This window comes from Pseudonocardia asaccharolytica DSM 44247 = NBRC 16224 (assembly GCF_000423625.1).
GTDB classification, from domain to species: domain Bacteria; phylum Actinomycetota; class Actinomycetes; order Mycobacteriales; family Pseudonocardiaceae; genus Pseudonocardia; species Pseudonocardia asaccharolytica.
In genome coordinates, this window is sequence record NZ_KE384067.1 from 1 (window position 1) to 20,245 (window position 20,245).

General features: G+C 73.3%; 21 protein-coding genes. 14 read left to right on the plus strand and 7 right to left on the minus strand.

Annotation, left to right across the window (positions count from 1 at the left end; translation table 11 throughout):
- On the plus strand, nucleotides 1–614 hold a 614-nt coding region (locus G567_RS0125640; protein ID WP_028929901.1), incomplete at its 5' end, for a transposase.
- 11 nt (nucleotides 615–625) lie between these two features.
- On the opposite strand, the gene G567_RS0125645 is transcribed toward G567_RS0125640, so the two are convergent.
- A complete protein-coding gene (locus tag G567_RS0125645) occupies nucleotides 626–1,429 on the minus strand; it encodes a CoA transferase subunit A (RefSeq protein WP_028932147.1) in 804 nt (267 codons plus the stop codon).
- Nucleotides 1,430–1,615: 186 nt separating this feature from the next.
- On the opposite strand from G567_RS0125645, the gene G567_RS31580 reads away from it, so the two are divergent.
- From G567_RS31580 to G567_RS0125660, 3 genes are all read left to right on the plus strand, one after another.
- Entirely contained in the window at nucleotides 1,616–2,743 is a 1,128-nt protein-coding gene (locus tag G567_RS31580; protein ID WP_037058254.1) for a methyltransferase C-terminal domain-containing protein, read from the plus strand.
- 81 nt (nucleotides 2,744–2,824) lie between these two features.
- Entirely contained in the window at nucleotides 2,825–3,202 is a 378-nt protein-coding gene (locus tag G567_RS0125655) for a BlaI/MecI/CopY family transcriptional regulator (protein ID WP_028932148.1), read from the plus strand.
- Nucleotides 3,199–4,170, plus strand: a complete 972-nt coding sequence (locus tag G567_RS0125660) for a M56 family metallopeptidase (protein ID WP_028932149.1) — start codon at nucleotides 3,199–3,201, stop codon at nucleotides 4,168–4,170. Before G567_RS0125655 ends, G567_RS0125660 begins: the two co-directional genes overlap by 4 nt.
- Before the next feature lie 46 nt (nucleotides 4,171–4,216).
- Here G567_RS0125660 and G567_RS31585 read toward each other — a convergent pair whose 3' ends face one another.
- A complete protein-coding gene (locus tag G567_RS31585; RefSeq protein ID WP_084796458.1) occupies nucleotides 4,217–5,533 on the minus strand; it encodes an AI-2E family transporter in 1,317 nt (438 codons plus the stop codon).
- 335 nt (nucleotides 5,534–5,868) lie between these two features.
- Here G567_RS31585 and G567_RS0125670 point away from each other — a divergent pair, with 335 nt between their 5' ends.
- The 3 genes from G567_RS0125670 (at nucleotide 5,869) to G567_RS31595 (ending at nucleotide 8,297) form a co-directional block, all read left to right on the plus strand.
- The gene (locus G567_RS0125670) at nucleotides 5,869–6,123 is read left to right on the plus strand and encodes a hypothetical protein (RefSeq protein ID WP_147201194.1); all 255 of its coding nucleotides are present in this window, start codon (nucleotides 5,869–5,871) and stop codon (nucleotides 6,121–6,123) included.
- Nucleotides 6,124–6,301: 178 nt separating this feature from the next.
- Nucleotides 6,302–7,048: a TetR/AcrR family transcriptional regulator gene (locus G567_RS31590; protein ID WP_051233567.1), complete on the plus strand. Its 747-nt coding sequence runs from the start codon at nucleotides 6,302–6,304 to the stop codon at nucleotides 7,046–7,048.
- A gap of 4 nt (nucleotides 7,049–7,052) precedes the next feature.
- Complete coding sequence (locus tag G567_RS31595; protein ID WP_084796460.1) at nucleotides 7,053–8,297, plus strand: D-arabinono-1,4-lactone oxidase; 1,245 nt, start codon at nucleotides 7,053–7,055, stop codon at nucleotides 8,295–8,297.
- A gap of 36 nt (nucleotides 8,298–8,333) precedes the next feature.
- Here G567_RS31595 and G567_RS0125685 read toward each other — a convergent pair whose 3' ends face one another.
- Nucleotides 8,334–9,659, minus strand: a complete 1,326-nt coding sequence (locus G567_RS0125685; RefSeq protein ID WP_028932151.1) for an amidohydrolase family protein — start codon at nucleotides 9,657–9,659, stop codon at nucleotides 8,334–8,336.
- 9 nt (nucleotides 9,660–9,668) lie between these two features.
- Entirely contained in the window at nucleotides 9,669–10,295 is a 627-nt protein-coding gene (locus tag G567_RS0125690) for an NYN domain-containing protein (protein WP_028932152.1), read from the minus strand.
- Nucleotides 10,296–10,368: 73 nt separating this feature from the next.
- Between G567_RS0125690 and G567_RS0125695 the strand changes: the two genes are divergently transcribed.
- Together G567_RS0125695 and paaI are read left to right on the plus strand one after the other, a co-directional pair.
- Nucleotides 10,369–10,794: a DUF4440 domain-containing protein gene (locus G567_RS0125695; protein WP_051233569.1), complete on the plus strand. Its 426-nt coding sequence runs from the start codon at nucleotides 10,369–10,371 to the stop codon at nucleotides 10,792–10,794.
- Nucleotides 10,787–11,215 carry a hydroxyphenylacetyl-CoA thioesterase PaaI gene (gene paaI, locus G567_RS0125700; RefSeq protein ID WP_028932154.1) on the plus strand — a complete coding sequence of 143 codons (429 nt, stop codon included), beginning with the start codon at nucleotides 10,787–10,789 and terminating at the stop codon, nucleotides 11,213–11,215. The genes G567_RS0125695 and paaI overlap by 8 nt, the downstream gene beginning before the upstream one ends.
- 4 nt (nucleotides 11,216–11,219) lie before the next feature.
- Here the strand turns inward: paaI and trmB are convergent, their stop codons facing one another.
- The 3 genes from trmB to G567_RS31600 are packed head-to-tail and all read right to left on the minus strand — an operon-like array spanning nucleotide 11,220 to nucleotide 13,801.
- A complete protein-coding gene (gene trmB, locus G567_RS0125705; protein WP_028932155.1) occupies nucleotides 11,220–11,945 on the minus strand; it encodes a tRNA (guanosine(46)-N7)-methyltransferase TrmB in 726 nt (241 codons plus the stop codon).
- The gene (locus G567_RS0125710; protein WP_245585802.1) at nucleotides 11,938–12,954 is read right to left on the minus strand and encodes a glycosyltransferase family 2 protein; all 1,017 of its coding nucleotides are present in this window, start codon (nucleotides 12,952–12,954) and stop codon (nucleotides 11,938–11,940) included. Before G567_RS0125710 ends, trmB begins: the two co-directional genes overlap by 8 nt.
- Before the next feature lie 40 nt (nucleotides 12,955–12,994).
- Entirely contained in the window at nucleotides 12,995–13,801 is an 807-nt protein-coding gene (locus tag G567_RS31600) for a glycosyltransferase family 2 protein (protein WP_245585803.1), read from the minus strand.
- A 301-nt stretch (nucleotides 13,802–14,102) separates the two neighbouring features.
- On the opposite strand from G567_RS31600, the gene G567_RS31605 reads away from it, so the two are divergent.
- From G567_RS31605 to G567_RS0125740, 5 genes are all read left to right on the plus strand, one after another.
- Nucleotides 14,103–15,944, plus strand: a complete 1,842-nt coding sequence (locus G567_RS31605; protein WP_084796465.1) for a DUF2339 domain-containing protein — start codon at nucleotides 14,103–14,105, stop codon at nucleotides 15,942–15,944.
- 79 nt (nucleotides 15,945–16,023) lie between these two features.
- On the plus strand, nucleotides 16,024–16,791 hold the full coding sequence (locus G567_RS0125725) for a hypothetical protein (RefSeq protein ID WP_028932157.1): 768 nt from the start codon (nucleotides 16,024–16,026) through the stop codon (nucleotides 16,789–16,791).
- Entirely contained in the window at nucleotides 16,778–17,077 is a 300-nt protein-coding gene (locus G567_RS31610; protein ID WP_147201193.1) for a hypothetical protein, read from the plus strand. The genes G567_RS0125725 and G567_RS31610 overlap by 14 nt, the downstream gene beginning before the upstream one ends.
- A 9-nt stretch (nucleotides 17,078–17,086) precedes the next feature.
- Nucleotides 17,087–18,598, plus strand: coding sequence for a TldD/PmbA family protein (locus G567_RS0125735; RefSeq protein ID WP_028932158.1), 1,512 nt, complete (start codon nucleotides 17,087–17,089; stop codon nucleotides 18,596–18,598).
- Nucleotides 18,595–20,001: a metallopeptidase TldD-related protein gene (locus tag G567_RS0125740; protein WP_028932159.1), complete on the plus strand. Its 1,407-nt coding sequence runs from the start codon at nucleotides 18,595–18,597 to the stop codon at nucleotides 19,999–20,001. Before G567_RS0125735 ends, G567_RS0125740 begins: the two co-directional genes overlap by 4 nt.
- Nucleotides 20,002–20,245 lie beyond the last annotated feature (244 nt).

Here is a 20,245-nt window from a genome sequence, read left to right on the forward strand (position 1 = left end):
ACCGCGGCCGCACCCCCGCGCAGACCCTGCACGAGCGGCTCACCGGCGCCCCCCGCGGCGCGACCGGCCCGGCCGGCGACACCGCCGCCGCGGTCACCGCCGCCTTCGTCGCCACCCTGCGCGCGATCAACGCGCAGATCGACGCGCTCGCCGCCCGGATCGCCGAGCAGCTCGCCCTGCACCCCGACGCCCCGATCTTCACCAGCCTGCCCCGCGCCGGCACCCTGCGCGCCGCCCGGCTGCTCACCGAGATCGGCGACACCCGCGGCCGATTCCCCACCGCAGACTCCCTGGCCTGCCTCGCCGGCGTCGCACCCTCCACCCGGCAGTCCGGCAAGATCCGCGCCCTCGGCTTCCGCTGGGGCGCGGACAAGCAACTCCGCGACGCGCTCTGCGACTTCGCCGGCGACAGCGTCAAGGCCAACCCCTGGGCCGCCGACCTCTACCGCCGAGCTCGCGACCGCGGACACGACCACCCGCACGCCGTCCGCGTCCCCGCCCGCGCCCGGACCAACATCATCTGGGCCTGCTGGACCACTCCCACGCCCTACGACCCAAGCCGACACCACGCGCTCCAACGCGTCCTCAACCAAGACCAATCGGCCGCGGCTTGACCCAGGGCAACTCATGCCGCCTCCAGCTCGCGCAGCCAGCCGGCGAAGCGCTCCCGGTCGCGGCTGATCGCGTCCCACGCCAGATAGGCGGCGTTATCGCGCTCGTAGTAGCCGAGGGCGTAAGAGGGTGCGGCGCCGCCGGGAGCCTCCGCGACCGCCGTGACGGCCCAGGACGGCAGCACCACCGCGTCGGGTACCGGCGTGAGCTCGTCGATGATCTCCTCGACGGTCGCCAACGAGCACCGCGCGGCGAGGACGGCCTCCTTCTGCACCCCGGTGATCCCCCACATCTGCACATGGCCGGCTCGGTCGGCCCGCTGGGCATGGACGATCGTCACGTCCGGGTTGAGCGCGGCAACGGCGGCGAGATTCTCCCCGGTGAACGGGCAGGTGACCGTGGAGATCGTTGCGGAGTGCGCCGGAAGGTCGGTTCCGGAGTAGCCGCGCAGCACCGCGAACGGTAGCCCGGAGGCGCCCGCGACGTAGCGGTTGGCCATTCCCGCGTGGCTGTGCTCCTCGATCTCGAGCGGGACCGGCCAGCCGTGACGGAGCGCGTCACGCAGCCGGTGCAGCGACCCGACGCCGGGATTGCCGCCCCAGGAGAACACGAGCCTTCGCGCGCAGCCGGCGCCGATGAGCTGGTCGTAGATCAGGTCGGGGGTCATCCGGACCAGGGTCAGGTCGCGGCGGCGCTGCCGGATGATCTCGTGGCCCGCCGCGAACGGGATCAGGTGCGTGAAGCCCTCCAGCGCCACGGTGTCGCCGTCGTGCACGAGCTCGGCCACGGCCTCGCGCAGCGCCACGATCTCCCCCACGAGGGGCACGCTAACCCCGCCGGGCGACCCCGGCAATCGGCCGTCGGCCGTCGCAACGGTCAGTTGACCCGGCGCTGAGCTGTGCCGATCCCGTCCGCGGTGGTCGACGAAAGCCGCGCCGGACCACGTACTACGATCACACTTAGTACTGACCCCAATACTCAATCGGCGAGATCAGGACCGGTGATGGGCACCTTTCCCTTCCGCTGCCGATCATGCGGTTCGTCCGCTGGTGAGGTGGTTCTCGACCTCGGACGGCAGCCGTCGTGGGACCGGATGCCGCCGGTCGCCGAGCCGCTGCCCGACCCCGCCCACCTGCTCCGGATGTGGTGGTGTCGCGCCTGCGGGCTCGCCCAGCTCGTCGAGGACGCCGATGCGGTGGAGGAGGTTCCCGGCATCGAACCCCAGGCGATGCTGGACCAGACCGAGCGCTCGATCGCGCGGATGGGCGAGCAGGAACTGTTGCGCCCAGGGGCGACCGTCGTCGAGTTCGGCAGTCCACACGGCGAGTCATGGCTGTCCCGGCTCGTCGACCGCGGCCTTGTCGAGCAGATCGGGTCTGGGCCCGCCGATCTCGTCATCGACTGCTACGGCCTGCTGCACGAGCCCGATCAGGAGGCTTCGCTGCGGGCCAGGGCCGCGGCGCTCGCACCCGGCGGAACGCTCGTCATCCAGCTGCACAGCTTCGCCACCATGCTCCGCACCGGTCAGTGGTACGACCTGCGACACGGCCATTTCGCCTACTGGTCGGTGCCCGCGCTCGACGGGGCGCTGCGCAGGCACGGCCTCGGCGTGCACCGAGCCTGGTGGTATCCGCTGGCGGGCGGCACCGTGCTGATCACCGCGACGCGCACGCCGGCGCCCGACGCCGCGACCCGGGCACTGATCGAGTCCGAACGCGCCGAGGGCGTCTGTGATGGCACGCAGGTGCGCCGGCTGCAGGACGACGCCGCGTCCGCCGTACAGCTGCGGGACTGGTTGGCCGCCGAGCGCGCCGCCGGACGGCTGGTCCTCGGCTACGGGGCCGCGTCCCGCTCGGTGCCGCTGGTCTGCCACGCGGGGATCGACGCCGACCTACTGCAGGCCATCGCCGACGCCTCCCCGGCAAAGCAGGGCAAACGGATGCCCGGTACCCGGATCCCGATCGTCTCGCCCGCCGAACTGGTCGCCCGGGCCCCCGACCGGGTGCTGCTGTTCCTGGCGGGCCTCGCGGACGAGGTACGTGGCGCGCTGCCCGGCGTCGAGGACGCCGGCGGGCGGTGGGTGGTGCTCGACCCCTCACCCACGGTGATGGAGCTGAGCGCGGCCAGCTGAAACATCGATTCGCTGCCGTTCGATGGACGTGTGAGTGGCCGTCCCGACGGGAGCCGGCTCTATCTCTCGGCGGGAGGGGACATGCGCGGTCTCGGTGCGCTCGAAGCTGCAGTCATGGATGTGCTCTGGCGGGCAACGGGGCCGCGCCGGGTACGCGATGTGCTCGAGGAGCTGACCCGCGACCGCCAGCTCGCCTACACCACGGTGATGACCGTGCTCGACAACCTGCACCGCAAGGGCTGGGTTCAGCGTGAGATGGGCGGGCGGGCCTACCGCTATCGGCCCACCGCCAGCCGCGAGGAGGTCACCGCGAAGGCGCTTCGAGATCTGCTGGACTCCTCGGACGACGTCGAGGCCGTGCTGCTGCGGTTTGTCCGCTCGGTCTCGCCGCATGAGTCCGCGGTGCTGCGGGATGCGCTCGGTGGTGGTGACGGCGACTCGACCGGGAGTCGCGGATGACCGTCGCCATCGCACTGTTGCTCGGCGCCACGATCGTCGCGGTCGCGGCCCCTCGCGGGCTGCGGGCCATGGCCGAGCACGCCGTCGACCCGGTCGTCGTCATCGTCGGCTGGATCCTGGTCCTCACGGGCGTGCTCGGCACGGCCTGCACGGGACTCGTGATGGTTGCTCTGCCCGCCCGGTTCGTCGACAACGGACTGGCCGGGCTGGTGAGCAGCCCGTGGTGGTCGGCGGTGCGCCACGCACCCGAGTTCGTGGTCTATCGCCTGGCCGGTTGGGCCGCGGCGATGCTCGGCTGTGCCGCGCTGGTCCGGGTGCTGTGGGTCGGTCTGCGGGAGGCGCTGCACCGCCGGTCCCGGGTCCGCGGCCAGCTCGAGGTTCTGGGAATGGTCGGTGACCTGGTCGAATGCCCGCGGCGCGGGCCCTCGATCCTCTGGCTGCAGTCCGATCGGGCGGCCGCGTTCAGCCTGGGTGGGCGGCCGGGCACCGTGGTGCTCACGGACGGCCTGCGCCGCCGGCTGTCGCCTCTGGGGCTCGACGCGGTGCTCGCCCATGAGCGCGCGCACCTGCGCGGCCGGCACCATCTGCTGGTCGCGGCCGCCGACGTGCTGGCCCGCGCCTTCCCGTTCGTCCGGCTGTTCCAGTCGGCTCGCCGCGACCTGCGCGAACAGGTCGAGCTCGTGGCCGATATCAGCGCGGTCCGGGCCTGCGGCGCCGATGCGGTGCGCAACGCGCTCATGACCGTCACCGGAGCGTGCGCCCCGGAGCACGCCCTGGCCATGGCCAGGAACGCGGTCGACAGGCGGTTGCGCTATCTGGCGACGGCCGCCGATCCGCCCTCGCGCTGGAGCCGGATCACCGGCTGTGGGGCGTTCGGGGGTGTCGTCGCGGTGGCTCCGATGTTCGCCGCGAGCGCTTTGCTCATCGCGATCTCGTTGCTGGCCACTGCGGCCACGGCCCTGGGTTGACGGCCGTCCGGCACGGCTCTGTCCCGGAACCCTCGGCCAGGCGCCCTCACCGAGGGTCTGCCTGTTCCCGCCCCACCAGCCTGCGCAACAGCCGGGCCAGCCGGGATGGCTTCCGCGGCCCGATCGGCTCTCGTACGGCACGGCTCTGCCGGGGATCGATGGGGTTGATCAGATGCGGTTCCGGCTCGGTCTGCGCGGTCATCGACCGGGTCCCGGCGGTGAGCACCGCAAGCACCGGGACGGCGAGCAGCCCGCCGGGAATACCGGCGATGACCACGCCTGCGGCGACCGCGAGCACCACCGCGAGCGGATGCAGCCGTACGGCGCGGCCCAACAGCAGCGGCTGCAGCACGTGGCCCTCCAGCTGCTGGACACCGATGACGACCCCGAGCACGATCAGTGCCGGGATCAGCCCGTTGGCGACCAGCGCGATGAGCACCGCGACCGCCCCGGTGATGACGGCCCCGACGGTCGGGACGAAGGCGCCCAGGAACACCAGCGCGGCCAGCGGGACGACCAGAGGCACCCCGACGATGCCCAGCCCGATTCCGATGCCCGTCGCGTCGACGATGGCGACGAGCACGGTGGCCCGGGTGTAGCCGACGAGCGAGGCGAACGCGCGACGGCCCGCGACATCGACGCGCTCGCGGCGGGCCTGCGGCACCCCGCGCAGCAGGAACCGCCAGATCCGCGGGCCGTCATAGAGGAGGAAGATCAGCGAGAACAGGGCGAGCGCGATGCCGGCGACGATCTCGGTGACGGTCGCTGCGGTGCTGAGCGCCCCGCTGGTGAAAGCGTCCCGGTTGTTGCTGATGGCCCGCCCCAGCTGATCGGGCAGGTTCTGCAGCTGCGAGGCCGGGATGTTGAACGGCGGCCCGGACAACAGCCGCTGGATCGAGGCGAAGCTCGCGCTCAGCTGCTCCCGCAGGTCGCCGAAGCCACTGATCAGAGCGTTGATGACGAACGAGAGCAGGCCACCGAACAGGACCAGCCCCCCGACGAGCACCAGCGCCGTCGAGATCCCGCGGGGCACCCGGCGGGAAACGAGCCAGTGCACCGTGGGTGCCAGGAACGCCGTGAGCAGTACGGCGATCGCCACCGGGATGACGACGACCCGCAGCTGCACGATCAGGAACAGGAGCAGTGCCAGCGCCGCAGCGATGATCAGAATCCGGGCGCACACCTCGGAGACGACCCGCAGCGGGGTGGGGACCAGCGCCGCGGCGTCGCGTTCGGGGAGGCTGCTGTTCGCCCCGGCCGGCGGTTCGGGCGCGGAGCGACGGGGTTCGGGTGTGATCGGTCGCGGAGCCGCGTGCGGATCGGGGTCGGAACCCGAGGTGGGGCCGCCCTTGTCGTCGCTCATCGTCGCACGCTAACGGTCCCGCCGGCCGGACGGCCGGGGTTGTTACCGGACGGAACGGCCCTCGTACGCGGCGACTCCGCGGCGTGGTCGGCTCGTCGCCGAGCGGAACAACCTCCACGGAAAGCCACGGCAGAAGGGCGAAGGCGCGATCTTTCACTCTAACGGGTGTTTTTTGAGGGAATCGCCGTGACGGTCACGAGCGAGCCGTTTCCCCGGCCGGGTGTCCCCGTTATGGGTGGTGCGGGTGCGCAGACGTCCCCGTGCGGGCCCGCCGAGGATGCCGGTGAGCGCATGGCCGCAGTACTGGATCGTCCACAGATACGGAGGTGCGGCGCGTGACATCGCAGGGAAGAGGCCTCAGCAATGCTGCGGCGCGGCGACGCGCCGCGTTCCTGGTGGGCGGCGAGGAGAGCCCGATCCTCGGGCGGCACGCCAGCCGGAGCGAGATCGTGGCGGAGACGCCGATCTTCCACGCCCTGACCGCCGGTGGCTGGCGCAGCCGCCAGCACGAGCCGTCCCGGGTGCCGGCTCCGCCGGAGCCGGCACCCGGGCGGTGGACCCGATGGTCGAGTTTCGCCGCAATCCGCTGACCGCGCCGATCCCGGTACAGGCCTTCGGTGATCTCCGGATGGGAAGCCGGAACCGTGGGGAGCGCGGTTCCGGCTTCCCGAGTGACGATCATGCACCACCCTTGAGGTGAACGCCCTTCACCCGCCGCGGCGACCGTACGCTCGGTGAACGGCGTTCACAAGAGGCAGGATGGCGAGCATGACGGCGAACACATCGTCATCCGACCGGCCGGGCCGGGAGCGCTCCGACACCGAGCGCCTGATCCGGGCCCGGGCGCGCGGCCTGCTCGTCGAACATGGCGAGAAGGCCCTCACCCTGCGTGCCATCGCCGCGGAGCTGGGGCTCACCGCCCCCGCGCTGTATCGGTACTTCCCCTCGCGGGCGGCGCTCGTCAGCGCCGTCTGCGCGGACGTGTGCGCCGACCTCGCGCACAACCTGCGAACCCTCATCGACCGCGTCCCCGCGAGTGACCCGAAGGCGCGAGCGGCCGCGGCCTTCCGCGGCTTCCGGACCTGGGCGCTGCGTCACCGGGCGGAGTTCGCCCTGGTCTTCGGCACCCCGGACGAGGGCGGCGCCGGGCTGCGCGACCAGTTCGGCCTGGTGCTCATGGAGGTCACCGGCGGGATGCTGGCCTCGGGACGGCTGGCCGCCGCGGCCCCGGTGGCGCCGGCTGCGGCCGGGCCGGTGCTGGAGTCGTTGCGTGACCTGCTGCTGTCCGGGCTCGCCGAGGCCGGAGTCCCGGTCGAGCGCCACCTCATCCGGCCGGACGCCATCTATCTGTTGCTGCGCTGCTGGATCTTGCTCTACGGGGCGGTTGCGCTGGAGGTGTTCGAGAAGCTGGCCTTCCTCGCGACCGATCCGGAGCCGTTGTTCGACGCGCTCCTCGCCGAGATCGCCGACCTGCTCGACCATGATCCCGTGGCCGGAACCGACGGCCTAGGCTGACCGGGTGTGGACGAACTGGTCCGGCGCGCTGCAGAGTCGCCCACGAGCGACCGACCGTCCCCTCGACGAGGCGGGTGTGGCCGCGGCGGTACGCCGGGCGGCGGCGCGGGGTCTGCGTATCCGCCCCGTCGGCACCGGCCACTCGTGGAGCCCGCTCGCGGTGACCGGCGACGTCCAGCTCGACTGTCGCGCGCTCACCGGCGTCGTCACGGTGGCGGGCGACCGGGTGCGGGTCCGCGCGGGCGCGACACTCGAGAGCCTCTACGCCGAGCTGGCCGAGCACGGCCGCACGCTCGCGGTCATCCCGGACGCCGGTGGGCTCACCGTGGCCGGCGCCATCGGCACCGGGACCCATAGCAGCGGGGCGGCGACCGGCTCGTTGTCGGCACAGGTCACCGGCGCGCGAATGGTCGACGGCACCGGCTCCGTGCGCTGGGTCGAGGGGCCCGATCTCGACGCCGTGCGCACCGGGCTCGGCGCGCTCGGCGTGCTCACCGAGGTCGAGCTGCGCACCGTGCCGATGCGGCTGCTGCAGGTCCACGAGGACTCCGGCGACCCCACGGAGCTGCTGGCCGACGGCGGGATGCTCGACGCCCACGCCTGGACCGAGGTCGTGCTGCACCTCCCGAGCCGGGAGGCGCTGGCCCGCTGGGGCGATCCGGTCGAGCCGGGCCTCGAGCGCGAATCCGGGCGCCGCGACCTGGTGCGCGCCGCCGCCGCCGGATCGGCCGAGGCGTTGGGCCGGGTGGTGTCCCGGCTCACCCCGACGCTGCGGCGTACCGCTCGCTGGGGCGGCTCGGTGACCGGCCCGGCGTATCGGGTGCTGATCGACCGCCGTCCGGTCCGCGGCGAGGCGGCGGAGTGGGCATTGCCCCGGGAGCGGCTCGGCCCGGCCCTGCGTGAGCTGGGCGCCGCCGCCGCTGCCCGCCGCATCGAGCTGCGCAGCCCGGTTCTCGTGCGGGTCGGCCCCGCCGAGACGGGCTGGCTGCATCCCGCCTGGGGCCGGGCGACGGCGTGGGTGGCGCTGCGCGGTCTCCGAGGCGCGGACCCCGGGCCGTTGTTCGCGCTGGCGGGCGCCGTGCTCACCGACGCGGGCGGCCGCCCGCACTGGGCGGGCCGGCATGAATGGACCCTCGCGGAGGTGGCGCTGGCCTATCCGCGGCTGGCCGACTTCCAGGCCGCCCGCGACCGGTTCGACCCCGACCGCCGCTTCGCCTGCGACCACCTCGACGCCCTCCTCGGCCCCTGATCCCGCGAGTCGCGGTACTCCGAGCGCGAGTCGCGGTCAGGACGAGTGCAGACGCCTTGCCACGGTGCGCACCTCGGCCTTGGCGGCGGCACGGTCGACGCGGGTGGGCTCGCCGTCGACAAGGACGGGTTCACCGGCCACCCAGACGTCGCGCACCAGCCGCGACCCGCCGGCCCAAACCAGGTTCGACAGCAGCTGCGCGTCGTCGGACGGGTCGGCGAAGGCCGAGTCGTCGAGGTCGATGTGCACGAGGTCGGCCCAGCGGCCGGGCTCCAGCGCCCCGAGGTCGTCGCGGCCGATGGCCCCCGCGCCGTCCCGGGTGGCCAGCAGGAGCAGGTCGGCGGCCCGCAGCGCGGCGGCGTCGCCGGTGCTCACCCTGGCCAGCAGGCCGGCGAGCCGGGCCTGCTGCCACAGGTCGAGGTCGTCACCGGAGCCGGGACCGTCCGTGCCCAGCCCCAGGCGGACACCGGACCTGCGCAGATCGACCACCCGGGCTATCCCGGCGGCCAGCTTGGCATTGGATCCCGGGCAGTGCGCCACCGCGGCTCCGCGGCCCGCGAGCAGGCCGATGTCGGCGTCGGACAGATGCACGCCGTGCGCCGCGAGTACCCGCCCACCGAGCACGCCGAGCTCCTCGAGCAGCGCAGGCACCGACCCGTGCGCCGCACGGACGTCCGCGTCCTCATGCACCGACTCGGCGACGTGGATGTGCAACAGCGCCCCGCGCTCCCGCGCACGTTCCCCGGTCGAGATCAGCGCCTGCGGTGGCAGCGTGTAGGCCGCGTGCGGCCCGTAGCCCAGCTCGATGCGTTCGCCCGGCCCGAAATGCAGGCCCGTCGCGTCGATCCGTGCGGTGACGTCGTCGAGCATGTCCTCCCAGCTGCCCAGCCGGTCCCATCCGGGCCCGGCGATGACGCACGGGGTGACGACGGCCCGCGAGCCGACGCGGAGCACCGCGTCGATCATCGCGTCGGTGTAGAAGTACATCTCGACGCTGGTCGTGCAGCCGGTCCGCAGCAGCTCCACGCAGCCCGACACCATGCCGGCGTGCACGTCCTCGGCCGTCAGCCTGCCCTCGGCAGGCCAGATCACCCCGGTCAGCCACCGCATCAGCGGCAGGTCGCCACCCATCCCGCGTAGCATCGTCATCGGGGTGTGACAGTGGGTGTTGACCAGGCCGGGTAGCAGCAGCCCGGGGAGCGCCCGGACCGTGGCGTCGGACGCCGGGGCGGTCGCGCGGGCGCCGACCCAGGTGATCCGTCCGTCCGCGCCGACGTCGACGACCGCGTCGCGCAGCACCGAGCAGCCCGGGTCGCACGGCAGCGCGATCGGGGCGGTGAAACGCGTGGAGTTCGGGGACACGGCCCGCCCCTACCGCCTCGGCTCGAGCAGCGAGCGCAGCGATCGGAACGGCGGCAGCCAGGCCCCCTCGTCCGGCAGCGTGTCGAGCGTCATCCGGGGCAGCGGCTCGCGGAACACGCCGTCGATGTCCTCGAGATCGACGAAGTCGATCACCTCGGAGGTCAGGGCGAAGTTCGCGTACTCGCGGAACCCGATGACCGTGACCGCGGTGCTCTGGGTGACGAGGCTCTCCAGCGGTTCGCGGAACGCCCGGCCGTCCCCGGAGGCGACGACGACATGGCGCAGCGACCCCTCGCCCATGCGCAGCTGGATATGCCGCAGCATGTCGTCGTCGACATCGGAGTCCTCGGTCACCTTGGGCTTGGCGAACACGGCGAAGCCCACGTTGCGCAGCGCCTCCACCCACGGCCGCACGACCTCCGTGCTGCCGGGAACGACGTTGGTGAACACGCAGGCCTCGGCGATCGCGTCCGGGCCCGCCAGCTCGAGCAACCAGCGGCCCACGGCGTCGAACCGCGGTCGGAAAGCCGACGTCGGGCGAGCGCCGAGCAGCGAGCCCAGGCTCATATCCATATTGGGTGCGTCCCAGACCAGCAGCACGCGGGACGTCGGGGCCACCGGTGCGATCGCCGTCATGAGGGCCGCACCGCGGGGCGCGTCGAGATCATTGGCCGACCCTATCCCGGTCGGCCGGATAGCATCCGGGGCGATGGACGAGAGCGCGGACATCCTGCGGACCCGGTGCGCGGCACGCATCGCCGACCCGCACCGCACGATCGCCGACCGGCTGACGGGCCGATCGCCGCGCACCCCGGGGTCGTTCGCCGCGTTCGCTGATGCGCATGCGGCCGAGTTCACCATGGTCTCCCCGGATGGCGCGTTACTGCGCCGGAAGGATCTGCTGCCCGGATGCGAGGGTGCTCACGGCGCCGCGCCGGGCCTGTCGATCGAGATCATCGGTGTGGACGTCGTCAGGGTCGATGCGGCAAGTGTCGTTGCCATCTATGAGGAGTGGCAGGACGGCCAGGACGGCCGCACCGGACGGCGCAGCACCGTGCTGTTCGACCGGGACCCGGCGGCCCCGCGGAGCCTGCACCTTCGGCACCTACAGGAGACGTGGATCAGCCGTGGGTGAGGACCCGGACGAGATCGCCGCGCACACGGCGGCGGCGATGGAACGCGCGGACGCCGCCGGTCGCGGTGCGGGCGTGCGGCTGCTGGACGTCGCCCCTGGCCGGGCGCGCGTCGGCCTGACGGTGGCGGACCGGCACGTCAACGGGCATGGGCTCTGCCACGGCGGATATCTGTTCCTGCTCGCCGACGCCGCGCTGGCGTACGCATCGAACAGCTACGGGACCTCGGCGGTGGCGTCGGGGGCCGATATCGCGTTCCTGCGGCCGGTTTCGCTGGGTGCCGAGCTCGTCGCCGAGGCGGTGGAACGGGCGAAGACGGGCCGGTCGGGGCTCTACGACGTCACGATCCGGGCCGGTGCGGAGGTGGTGGCGGAGTTCCGCGGACGCACCCGGCAGGTGCCCGGCCTGCCGCCGCCCGCCTGAGGTATCAGACCCGGACGTAGATGAGATCCCGGACGTCGCGTCCCTCGGAGCGGGCGCGCTGCTCGAACTTGGTCATCGGCCGCCATCCGGGGCGCGGGGTCCAACCGTCCGGGGTGTCGGCCGTATTGCGCAGCAACGGTTCGGCGTCGCAGACCGCCCGCATCTGGTCGGCGTAGTCCGCCCAGTCGGTGGCCATGTGCAGCGGCGCACCCGGCCGCAGCCGGGAGGCGGCCAGCGCCACGAACGCCGGCTGAACCAGCCTGCGCTTGTGATGTCGGCGCTTGGGCCACGGATCGGGGAAGAAGATCCGGATACCGTCGAGCGAATCTGGTGGGACACAGGCGCACAGCAGCTCCACGGCGTCTCCGCGGAGCAGCTGCAGGTTGGTGAGCCCGGCCTCGGCGGCCCGCATGAGCAGCTGCGCCAGCCCGGGTTCGTAGACCTCCACCGCCAGATGGTCGACCTCGGGTGCCGCCGCCGCCAGCGCCGCGGTCGTCTCCCCCATGCCCGAGCCGATCTCCAGCACCAGTGGCGCCCGCCTGCCGAACCAGGCCTGCGGGTCGTACGGCTCCCGCCCGGACACGAGGGCGGGCACGTCGCGGCCGCGCACCGGCCACCACCGCGCCCACGCGGCGTGCTGACCGTCGGTGAGCCGACTGCGCTGGTGGACGAAGCTGGGTACCCGGCGCGCGGGCGCGGTCCGGTTCCGGGGGGCGCGGTCCTCAAGCACCGTCGCGGCCGGCCGCGGGCAGCCGGACGTTCGAGGTGGCACCGGGCAGCTTCCCGCGCAGGTAGCCCGCGCTGGTCCAGGACAGGCAGACCATGACCGCGGCCGCCGAGGAGAGCTTGCCGCGCCGCAGTTCGCGCACGACCGCCTTGGGCAGCACGTTCGCGACGTAGCCGCGTTCGGTGGACAGGGCGTCGTCGCTCCCGACCAGCTTGGAGACCGCGGCCTTCGACAGGCCCTCGGCCCAACTGCGCCGCCGCAGGTAGCGCCACTCGACCCGGTCGTCGCTGACCCGGTGATCGACCTCGGCGCGCGGCTCGAACACGATCCGGATCGGGCGCCCGTCGCGCGCGTAGGCCTGGCGCGCGCGGATGCACAGCTCCGTCTCCTCGCAGCCCAACGGGTTCTTGCCGATGCGGCCGATGTCCTCGGCGAAGCCGCCGACCCGCTTGAACACCTCGGCCCGGAAGGACATGTTGCAGCCCATGAGGTTGCGGACCTCGGCCCGCTCGGTCGGCTGGCCGGTGTAGGTGCAGCCGACGACCCAGTCCAGTTCGCCGGTGGCGTTCCGGTCGGTCGGCGCGTACCCGGGGAGCGTCACCGGTCGGCCGTCCGGCCACCGCGGGTGGGCCACCCCGCCGACCGCGATCACGTTCGGATCGGCGTAGGGGGCCAGCAGCGCGCGCAACCAGCCGGGGCGGGCGGTGGCGTCGTCGTCCAGGAAGACGATCACCTCGCCCCTGGCCATGGCGACCGCCGTGTTCCGCGCGCCGGAAAGGCCCTGTGCGCCCTGGTTCCGGAGCACCCGAACGCCACGCGGCCCGAAGGTGTGGTAGGCGCGGTGCAGCAGCGCCTCGTTGTGGTCGACGACCACCATCGTCTCGATCGGGCGGACGTCCTGCGCGGCGACCGAGGTCACCGCCGCCACGATGTCGTCCCAGCGCTTCTCGGTGTAGGCGCAGACCACCACGGTGGCGGTGGGCGGGCCACCCACGGGGGGGTATCCGATCACGAGGCGGGATCCTCCAGGTGTCAGGTGACCGCCCCGCTGCTCAGCGCTGGGCGCGGTCCTTCTTGCGGCGGTCGGCCCGCCGGTGCTCGGCCAGCAGCGTACGCAGCACCCTGGTGCCGTCGGCGAAGGTCCTCAGGTTGGTCTCGCCGAAGATTCGCTGGCGCTCCACCGACGGTACCTCGGTGATCTTCAGAGCGGCCGCCGCGACGCGGCAGTTCAGCACGGTCTCGATCTCGAAGCCGTCGCCCCACAGCATGCCCTCGGCGGGCGCGGACGCGTTCACATCGGGGAGCTCGAGCAGCGGCAGCAGGTCCGCCCAGAACGCGTTGTAGCCGTAGCACAGGTCGGTGTACGACGTGCCGAACAGCGCGTTCGCGACCCCGTTGAGACCGGCGTTGCCGGTCTTGCGCAGCAACGTGATGTCGTCGCTGCCACCGCCCTCGGTGAACCGGGAGCCCTTGGCGAAGTCGGCCCCGGCGACGAGCGCGGACACGAACGCGGGGATCTCCCCGGGGTCGGCGGAGCCGTCGGCGTCGAACATCACGATGACGTCGCCGGTGGCCGCGGCGAACCCGCAGGCCATCGCGTTGCCCTTGCCCTTGCGGGTCTGGGTGATGACGCGAACCCAGGGCAGTGCGCGGCGGGCGGCGCCGATCGAGTCGTCGGTCGAATTCCCGTCCACCACGATGATCTCGTGCACGGCCGGGCGCACCGCGGCGATGGCCGGGAGCACGATCTCCAGGTTCCGGGCCTCATTGCGGGTCGGGACGATCACGGAGACGGCCGGGAACGCGGAGCGACGCGGGTAGGGCCGCGGCCGCGGCTTGCGCATCGGAGGCCTGCGCACGGCCTCGTTGGGGGGCGGACCGAACAGTCGTGGCGGCGCGCCGTACGGGGGAACCGCCCTGTGCGGCGGGCCGACTGGACCGCGCGCAGGTGTGACAGCCGGACGGACGGGCGAAACGGCGCTCACACAACCTCCATACAGGTCCGCTCCATCTTCACAACGACGACCCGCCGAACCGGTTGCTGTGCGTTCGGCGACTGCCTGGCACGTACCCCCCATATGGGGGACGTGACCGATTCGTGACGCGAAGCTCGTTCTGGTCCGCATCATCCCCTGCCCACGAATCGGCATGCTCACCGGCATGTCCGATCCGAATGTCGGGGACCGAATCGCCGCGGTGGCGGCCGAGCTCGGCCGGCTCGGCCGCCGGCTGGATGAGCTGGGCGCCGAGCTGTCGTCGCTGCACAGCGGGGCCGCGCTCGACGGTGGTCCCGCGCCGGCCGGGCCCCAGCCGGCGCCGTACCCGGCCCAGCCGTGGGGCCAGCGGCCGCCGTACCCGGACCAACCGCCGCCGGCCACCTCGGGGGCCGGCGGCGGGCGACGCCGGCGGTCGGCGCTGTCCGGGGCCAGGGTGCTGGCCTGGACCGGCGCCGGTGTCACCCTGCTCGGGGTCGTCCTCCTGCTCGCGCTGGCGGCGTCGCGCGGGTGGTTCGGCCCGGGGGCCCGCGTGCTCGGCGGGGCCGTCCTCGGCGTCGGGCTCGTCGGCATCGCCTGGTGGCTGCATCGCAGGGAGACCTCACGGACCGGGGCGACGGCACTGGCCGGCACCGGTATCGCCACGCTGTACCTCGTCGTCGCGGCCGCCACCGCGCTCTACGAGTTCCTGCCCGACAGCGCCGGGCTGCTGCTCGCCCTGCTCGTCGCGGGTGGTGGCCTCGGCGTCGCCGATCGTTGGCGCTCGCCGCTGCTCGCCTCGGGCACCGTGGCCGGAGCCGCGCTGCTGGCCCCGGTGGTCACCGACGGGATGGTCCCGATCCTGGTCGTACTCGTGCTCGTGCTGGAGCTCGCCGCCACCGCGGTCGCGCTCCGCCACCGGTGGCCGTGGCCGGCCGTCCTCGCGGGGTTCTGGCCAGTGCTGTACGGCTCGCTGACGGCGGCCTCCGGGACGGTCGCCGACCGGCCGTTCACCGCCGCCGCCGTGCTGGCCTTGCTGGTCGTGCGCATCGCGACCGCGCTGCCGGCGTCGACCCGGCTGCCGCGTCCGTCGTCTGCCGGTCTGCTCGTGACGGCGCCCCTTCCCGCGCTGGTACTGGCCGCGACCCTCGACGGCCGCGTGGGCGCAGGCCTCGCGGCAGGCGCGGCGGCTCTGCTGGCGGTCCCGGCGATCGTTCCGCGGCTCGATCGGGCGGGGCGCATCGCGGCGGGGACGGCGGCCACGATCGCGCTGTTCGAGTCGACGGTGATCCTGCTGGACGGCGCAAGCCGGACGGCGGCACTGCTCGGGCAGGCCATCGTGCTCGTCGTGGTCGCGGCGGTACTGCGGTCCCGGGTCCTGCTCGTGATCGGCGGGGTGTACGGGAGCGTCGGAGTACTGATGGCGATGGCCGTACACCTGCCGCCGCGGACGCTGGTCGAGTTCCCCTCCCGTCCGTTGGCCTCCCCCACGACACCGGACATCGGGGCGCTGACCGCCGCGGCCGGGGTGTCGGCGCTGGTGCTCGCGTTCGCCGTGGCGGTACTGGTCGCCGCGGCCCGAGCCGGGGTGCTGGGTGGTACCGGCCTCGGGACCGTTCAGCTGTGGGTGCCCGCCGGCCTGGTCGCGCTCTACGGTGCGGCGGGCCTGGTCGTGACGCTGGCGTTGCTGGTGTCCCCGGACCGGACCGGGTTCGTCGTCGGGCACGCCGTCGTGTCGGTGTCGTGGACGGTGACCGCGCTGATCCTGCTCGCCCGCGGCATCAGTCGTCCGGCGCTGCGACTCGCCGGCCTGGTCCTGGTTCCGGTGGCGGTGGCCAAACTCATCCTGTTCGACCTGGTCGCCCTCGACGGGATCGCCAGGGTGGCGGCGTTCCTCGGGGCCGGGCTGGTGTTGCTCGCGGCGGGAAGCCGCTATGCGCGGCTGGTGGCGGAGGCAGAGGCGGCGGCAAAGGCTGACACGGAGGCGGAGCCGCCCCAGCAGGACGGTGCGCCGGGCACGACCGGCTGATCGACGCGGGGCCGTTCCCGAAGGCGAACGCCGCCGCGGATCGGGCTCGTGGGCGCCGTCACGGTGCCACGCTGCGCCGATGCCCGACCGCTACGCCGATGCCGTACGCAGACGGCGCGCCGAGCTGCGCGCCCATCATCTGATGCTCACCGGTGGTCACCGCGCCGAGATCCGTGCCGCGTGCGCCCAGGTCCGAGTGGCGCTGGCCGCGGACGTGGCGCGCACCGTGGCGGAGCTGGCCCGGCAGGCCCGCGGGTATGTCGACTGCCCCGACCGGGCCGTGCGCCACCGGTTGCCCGCGCTGCTCGCCGCCGCGGCCGACGAGGCCAGAGCGGACCTGCGGGCGCGCATCGCGGCTCTGGTGCTGCCCGCGCTGCGCCGGATCGCCGCGCAGCGGGGCGTGCTCGGGGCGCTGGTCTCGCTCCCCGGCGGCGCGCCGGGCAGACCGGGAGGTCTGCCCGGCCCGGAGCCTCTGCCCGGGCTCGGACGCGTGCTCGCCGCATCCGGGTCCGGCGGGTTCTGGCGGCTCGCGGTCCTGCCCGCGGCCACGATCCCGGTGCTGGGGCTGCCGGTGGGGCTCGGGCTCGTGCTGCTCGTGTTCGTCCTGGTGGCGCGGCAGCGGTGGGTCGCGGCCGAGCGGGCCCGGCTGCACCGATGGTCCGCCGACGCGGTGGCCGAGGTACACGGCGGGCTCGACACCGAACTCGGCCTCGCCCTGCTCGACCTCGAGCAGCGGGCCGGGGTCCTCCTGGACGCCGCGGTGGCCGCCCGGCGCACCGAGATCGAGGCCGAGCTGCAGGCGCTGGCGCCCGCCCGGCGGACGGCGGCTGCCGATGCGCTGGATTGAGCCCGACCCGGCGCCGCGGTCCCCGATGGCCGTCCACGATCTGGGCGATCCCGAACCGCCGGGGTTGCCGGTCGCCGACGGCCTCGACACCGACGGGGACGGCGAGCCGGACACCGTCGTGACCGTCGAGGGTCCCGACCTGCTGCTGCACACCGATCTCGACGGTGACGGGCTGGCCGACCAGATCCTGCGGATCGGTCCGGGCCGCGGCGCGGGGTCGTTCGACCCCGACCCGGAGGCGGGCGAATGGTGGCTCCCGCCGTGCGGGCCGGGACCATCGGGATAGGTTGCGGATGTGCCGACCGACGAGATCGATCCGGAGTTCCGGGCCCTGCCGCTCGCGGCGCTCGCCGACGCGGCGCTGAGCCGCGCCCGCGCCCTCGGCGCCGAGCACGCCGACCTGCGGGTCGAGAGCATCAGGTCGGAGTCGATCAATCTGCGGGACGGAAGCGTGACCGGCCTGTCCGACGAGACGACGGTCGGGCTGGCCGTGCGCGTCGTGGTCGACGGGGTATGGGGGTTCGCCTCGCATGTCGAACTGAGCACGGACCGCGCCGCGGCCACCGCGGAGCAGGCCGTCGCCGTCGCGCGCACGCTGGCCCCCGTGGCGCGCGAGCGCGTCGAGCGGGTCGCGGAGCCGGTGCATGCCGACGCGGTCTGGGTCTCGGCCTACGACATCGACCCGTTCACGGTGCCGACCAGGGACAAGGTCGCGCTGCTCACCGAGTGGTCGCAGCGGTTGCTGGCCAGCGACGGCGTCGACCACGCACAGGCGGCGCTCGTGCAGGTGCGGGAGAACAAGTTCTACGCCGATCTCGCCGGAACCCGGACGACCCAGCAGCGGGTGCGAGTCGGGCCGACGGTCACGGCCATCGCCGTCGACCGCGCGGCCGGCGGGTTCGAGACGATGCGCACGCTCGCGCCGCCCGTCGGCCGCGGCTGGGAGTACCTGACCGGGCAGGGCTGGGACTGGGACGGCGAGCTCGCTGCGATCCCCGAGCTGCTCACCGAGAGGACGAAGGCGCCCTCGGTCGAACCGGGCGCCACCGATCTGGTCATCGACCCGACCAACCTGTGGCTGACGATCCACGAGTCGATCGGGCACGCCACCGAGTACGACCGGGCGATCGGCTACGAGGCGGCCTACGCGGGCACCAGCTTCGCCACCCCCGATCTGCTCGGGACGCTGCGCTACGGCTCGGACCTCATGCACGTGACGGGAGACCGCACCGTCCCGCACGGCCTGGCCACGATCGGCTTCGACGACGACGGGGTGGCGACCACCGAATGGGACCTCGTCCGCGACGGCGTCCTCGTCGGCTACCAGCTCGACCGCACGTTCGCCCCGCGGCTGGGCCTGGACCGCTCGAACGGCTGCGCGTTCGCCGACTCCCCGCACCACGTGCCGATCCAGCGGATGGCCAACGTGTCGCTGCGGCCGGACCCGGCGCGCGACACCACCACCGAGGAGCTGATCGCGCGGGTCGAGCGCGGGATCTACGTCGTCGGCGACAAGTCGTGGTCGATCGACATGCAGCGCTACAACTTCCAGTTCACCGGGCAGCGGTTCTACCGAATCGAGAACGGGACGCTGGCCGGGCAGCTGCGCGACGTCGCCTACCAGGCCACGACCACCGATTTCTGGGGTTCGATGGAGGCGGTCGGCGGGCCGTCGAGCTGGCGGTTGGGTGGCGCGATGAACTGCGGCAAGGCCCAACCCGGGCAGATCGCCCCGGTCAGCCACGGCTGCCCACCCGCGCTGTTCCGCGGGGTGAACGTGCTGAACACGCATCAGGAGGGCCAGTGACAGCGCTCGCCGCCCAGGAACTCGTCGAGCGGATCCTCGCCCGGCCCGGCACCGATGTCGCGGGCCGGGTCGTCGTGGTCGCGGAGACCAGCGAGGCGGTGCTGCGCTGGGCGAACTCGACGATGACCACCAACGGGCACACCACCTCGCGGCGGCTGTCGGTGATCTCGCTGGTGAAGGTCGGGGGCGGGACCGCGGCGGGCGTCGTCAGCTCCAGTGTGCCGATCACCGATCCGGCCCAGCTCGACGACCTGGTCGCCGCCAGCGAGCGCGCCGCCCGCGATGCCGGACCCGCCCGCGACGCCGCCCCGCTACCCGATGCCGTTGTCGAGGATCCGTCGTGGTCCGATCCGGCCGCCCAGACCTCGATCGGGGTCTTCGGCGGGTTGGCCGTCGGGCTGGCCGACGTCCTCGCGGGCGACCTGCGCCAGTACGGCTTCGCCAGTCATGCGCTGACCACGGTGTGGCTCGGGACGTCGGCGGGCGTGCGCAGGCGCTGGGTGCAGCCCGACGGCTCGGTCGAGCTCAACGTCAAGACACCGGACCTTGCCCGCTCGGCCTGGACCGGCTCGGCCACCCGCGATTTCACCGATGTGGACGTCGTGACGCTGGCCGCCGAGGCGGCGCGCCGCCTCGACTGGGGCGCCAAGCGCGTCGAGCTGGCCCCGGGCCGGTACGAGACGCTGCTGCCGCCCTCGGCGATGGCGGATCTGATGGTCTATCTGTGCTGGTCGATGGAGGGCCGGGCCGCCCAGGAGGGGCGCAGCGCGCTGGCCGGGCCGGACGGCCCGCGGATCGGCGAGCGGCTGACCGAGCTGCCGCTCACGCTGACCAGCGATCCGGCCGCACCGGGGCTGGAGTACGAGCCGTTCCTGGTGACCACCCGCTCCGGCGACGGGATCAGCGTCTTCGACAACGGCGCGCCGCTGCGCCGCGTCGACTGGGTGTCCGAGGGTGTCGTGCACGAGCTCGCCTACTCCCGCGCCGAGGCCCAGGAGTACCGGGAGTCCGGGGCGCGGTTCACCCCGAGCGGCGAGAACCTGTTGCTCACCGGGGGCCCGACCGGGTCGGCAGGCTCGATCGAGGAGATGGTGGCGGGCACCGAACGCGGCCTGCTGCTGACCTGCCTGTGGTACATCCGCGAGGTCGATCCGACGAGCCTGCTGCTCACCGGCCTGACCCGGGACGGGGTCTACCTCGTGGAGCACGGCGAGGTGGTGGCCGAGGTGGACCACAACTTCCGGTTCAACTACTCCCCGCTGGACGTGCTGCGCCGGGCGTCGGAGGTCGGGACGACCACGGCCGCGCTGCCGCGGGAGTGGAAGGACTGGTTCACCCGCGCGGCGATGCCGCCGGTGCGGGTGCCCGACTTCAACATGTCGTCGGTCTCGTTGGGACGCTGACCCCGCGGGTGTCCCATAGGCGTGTCTCACGTCCCATCGGTCGCCCCTCGGAGCACCGGACGATCACCAAATGTGGGCGAACGTGAGTCCTGAATCGATTACGTGATCGGTCCTGTGAGTCATTCGACAACGCTTGCGGTGGGTCAGAGGGCGTGTCCCGGGTAGCCTCGCGTCATCCTTTCAAGCCACATCCAGGTCCGAAAGCGGCCCGGGTGGGCGTCAGCATTCCCGCGGGCGGGCGGTG

What these genes read in the sequence shown, in the direction of transcription:
- G567_RS31580 (WP_037058254.1), top strand. Translation starts at nt 1,616, where the DNA reads ATGGGCACCTTTCCCTTCCGCTGCCGATCATGCGGTTCGTCCGCTGGT.
- G567_RS0125655 (WP_028932148.1), top strand. Translation starts at nt 2,825, where the DNA reads ATGCGCGGTCTCGGTGCGCTCGAAGCTGCAGTCATGGATGTGCTCTGG.
- G567_RS0125660 (WP_028932149.1), top strand. Translation starts at nt 3,199, where the DNA reads ATGACCGTCGCCATCGCACTGTTGCTCGGCGCCACGATCGTCGCGGTC.
- G567_RS31585 (WP_084796458.1), bottom strand. Translation starts at nt 5,533, where the DNA reads ATGAGCGACGACAAGGGCGGCCCCACCTCGGGTTCCGACCCCGATCCG.
- G567_RS31590 (WP_051233567.1), top strand. Translation starts at nt 6,302, where the DNA reads ATGACGGCGAACACATCGTCATCCGACCGGCCGGGCCGGGAGCGCTCC.
- G567_RS0125690 (WP_028932152.1), bottom strand. Translation starts at nt 10,295, where the DNA reads ATGACGGCGATCGCACCGGTGGCCCCGACGTCCCGCGTGCTGCTGGTC.
- G567_RS0125695 (WP_051233569.1), top strand. Translation starts at nt 10,369, where the DNA reads ATGGACGAGAGCGCGGACATCCTGCGGACCCGGTGCGCGGCACGCATC.
- G567_RS31605 (WP_084796465.1), top strand. Translation starts at nt 14,103, where the DNA reads ATGTCCGATCCGAATGTCGGGGACCGAATCGCCGCGGTGGCGGCCGAG.
- G567_RS0125725 (WP_028932157.1), top strand. Translation starts at nt 16,024, where the DNA reads ATGCCCGACCGCTACGCCGATGCCGTACGCAGACGGCGCGCCGAGCTG.
- G567_RS31610 (WP_147201193.1), top strand. Translation starts at nt 16,778, where the DNA reads ATGCGCTGGATTGAGCCCGACCCGGCGCCGCGGTCCCCGATGGCCGTC.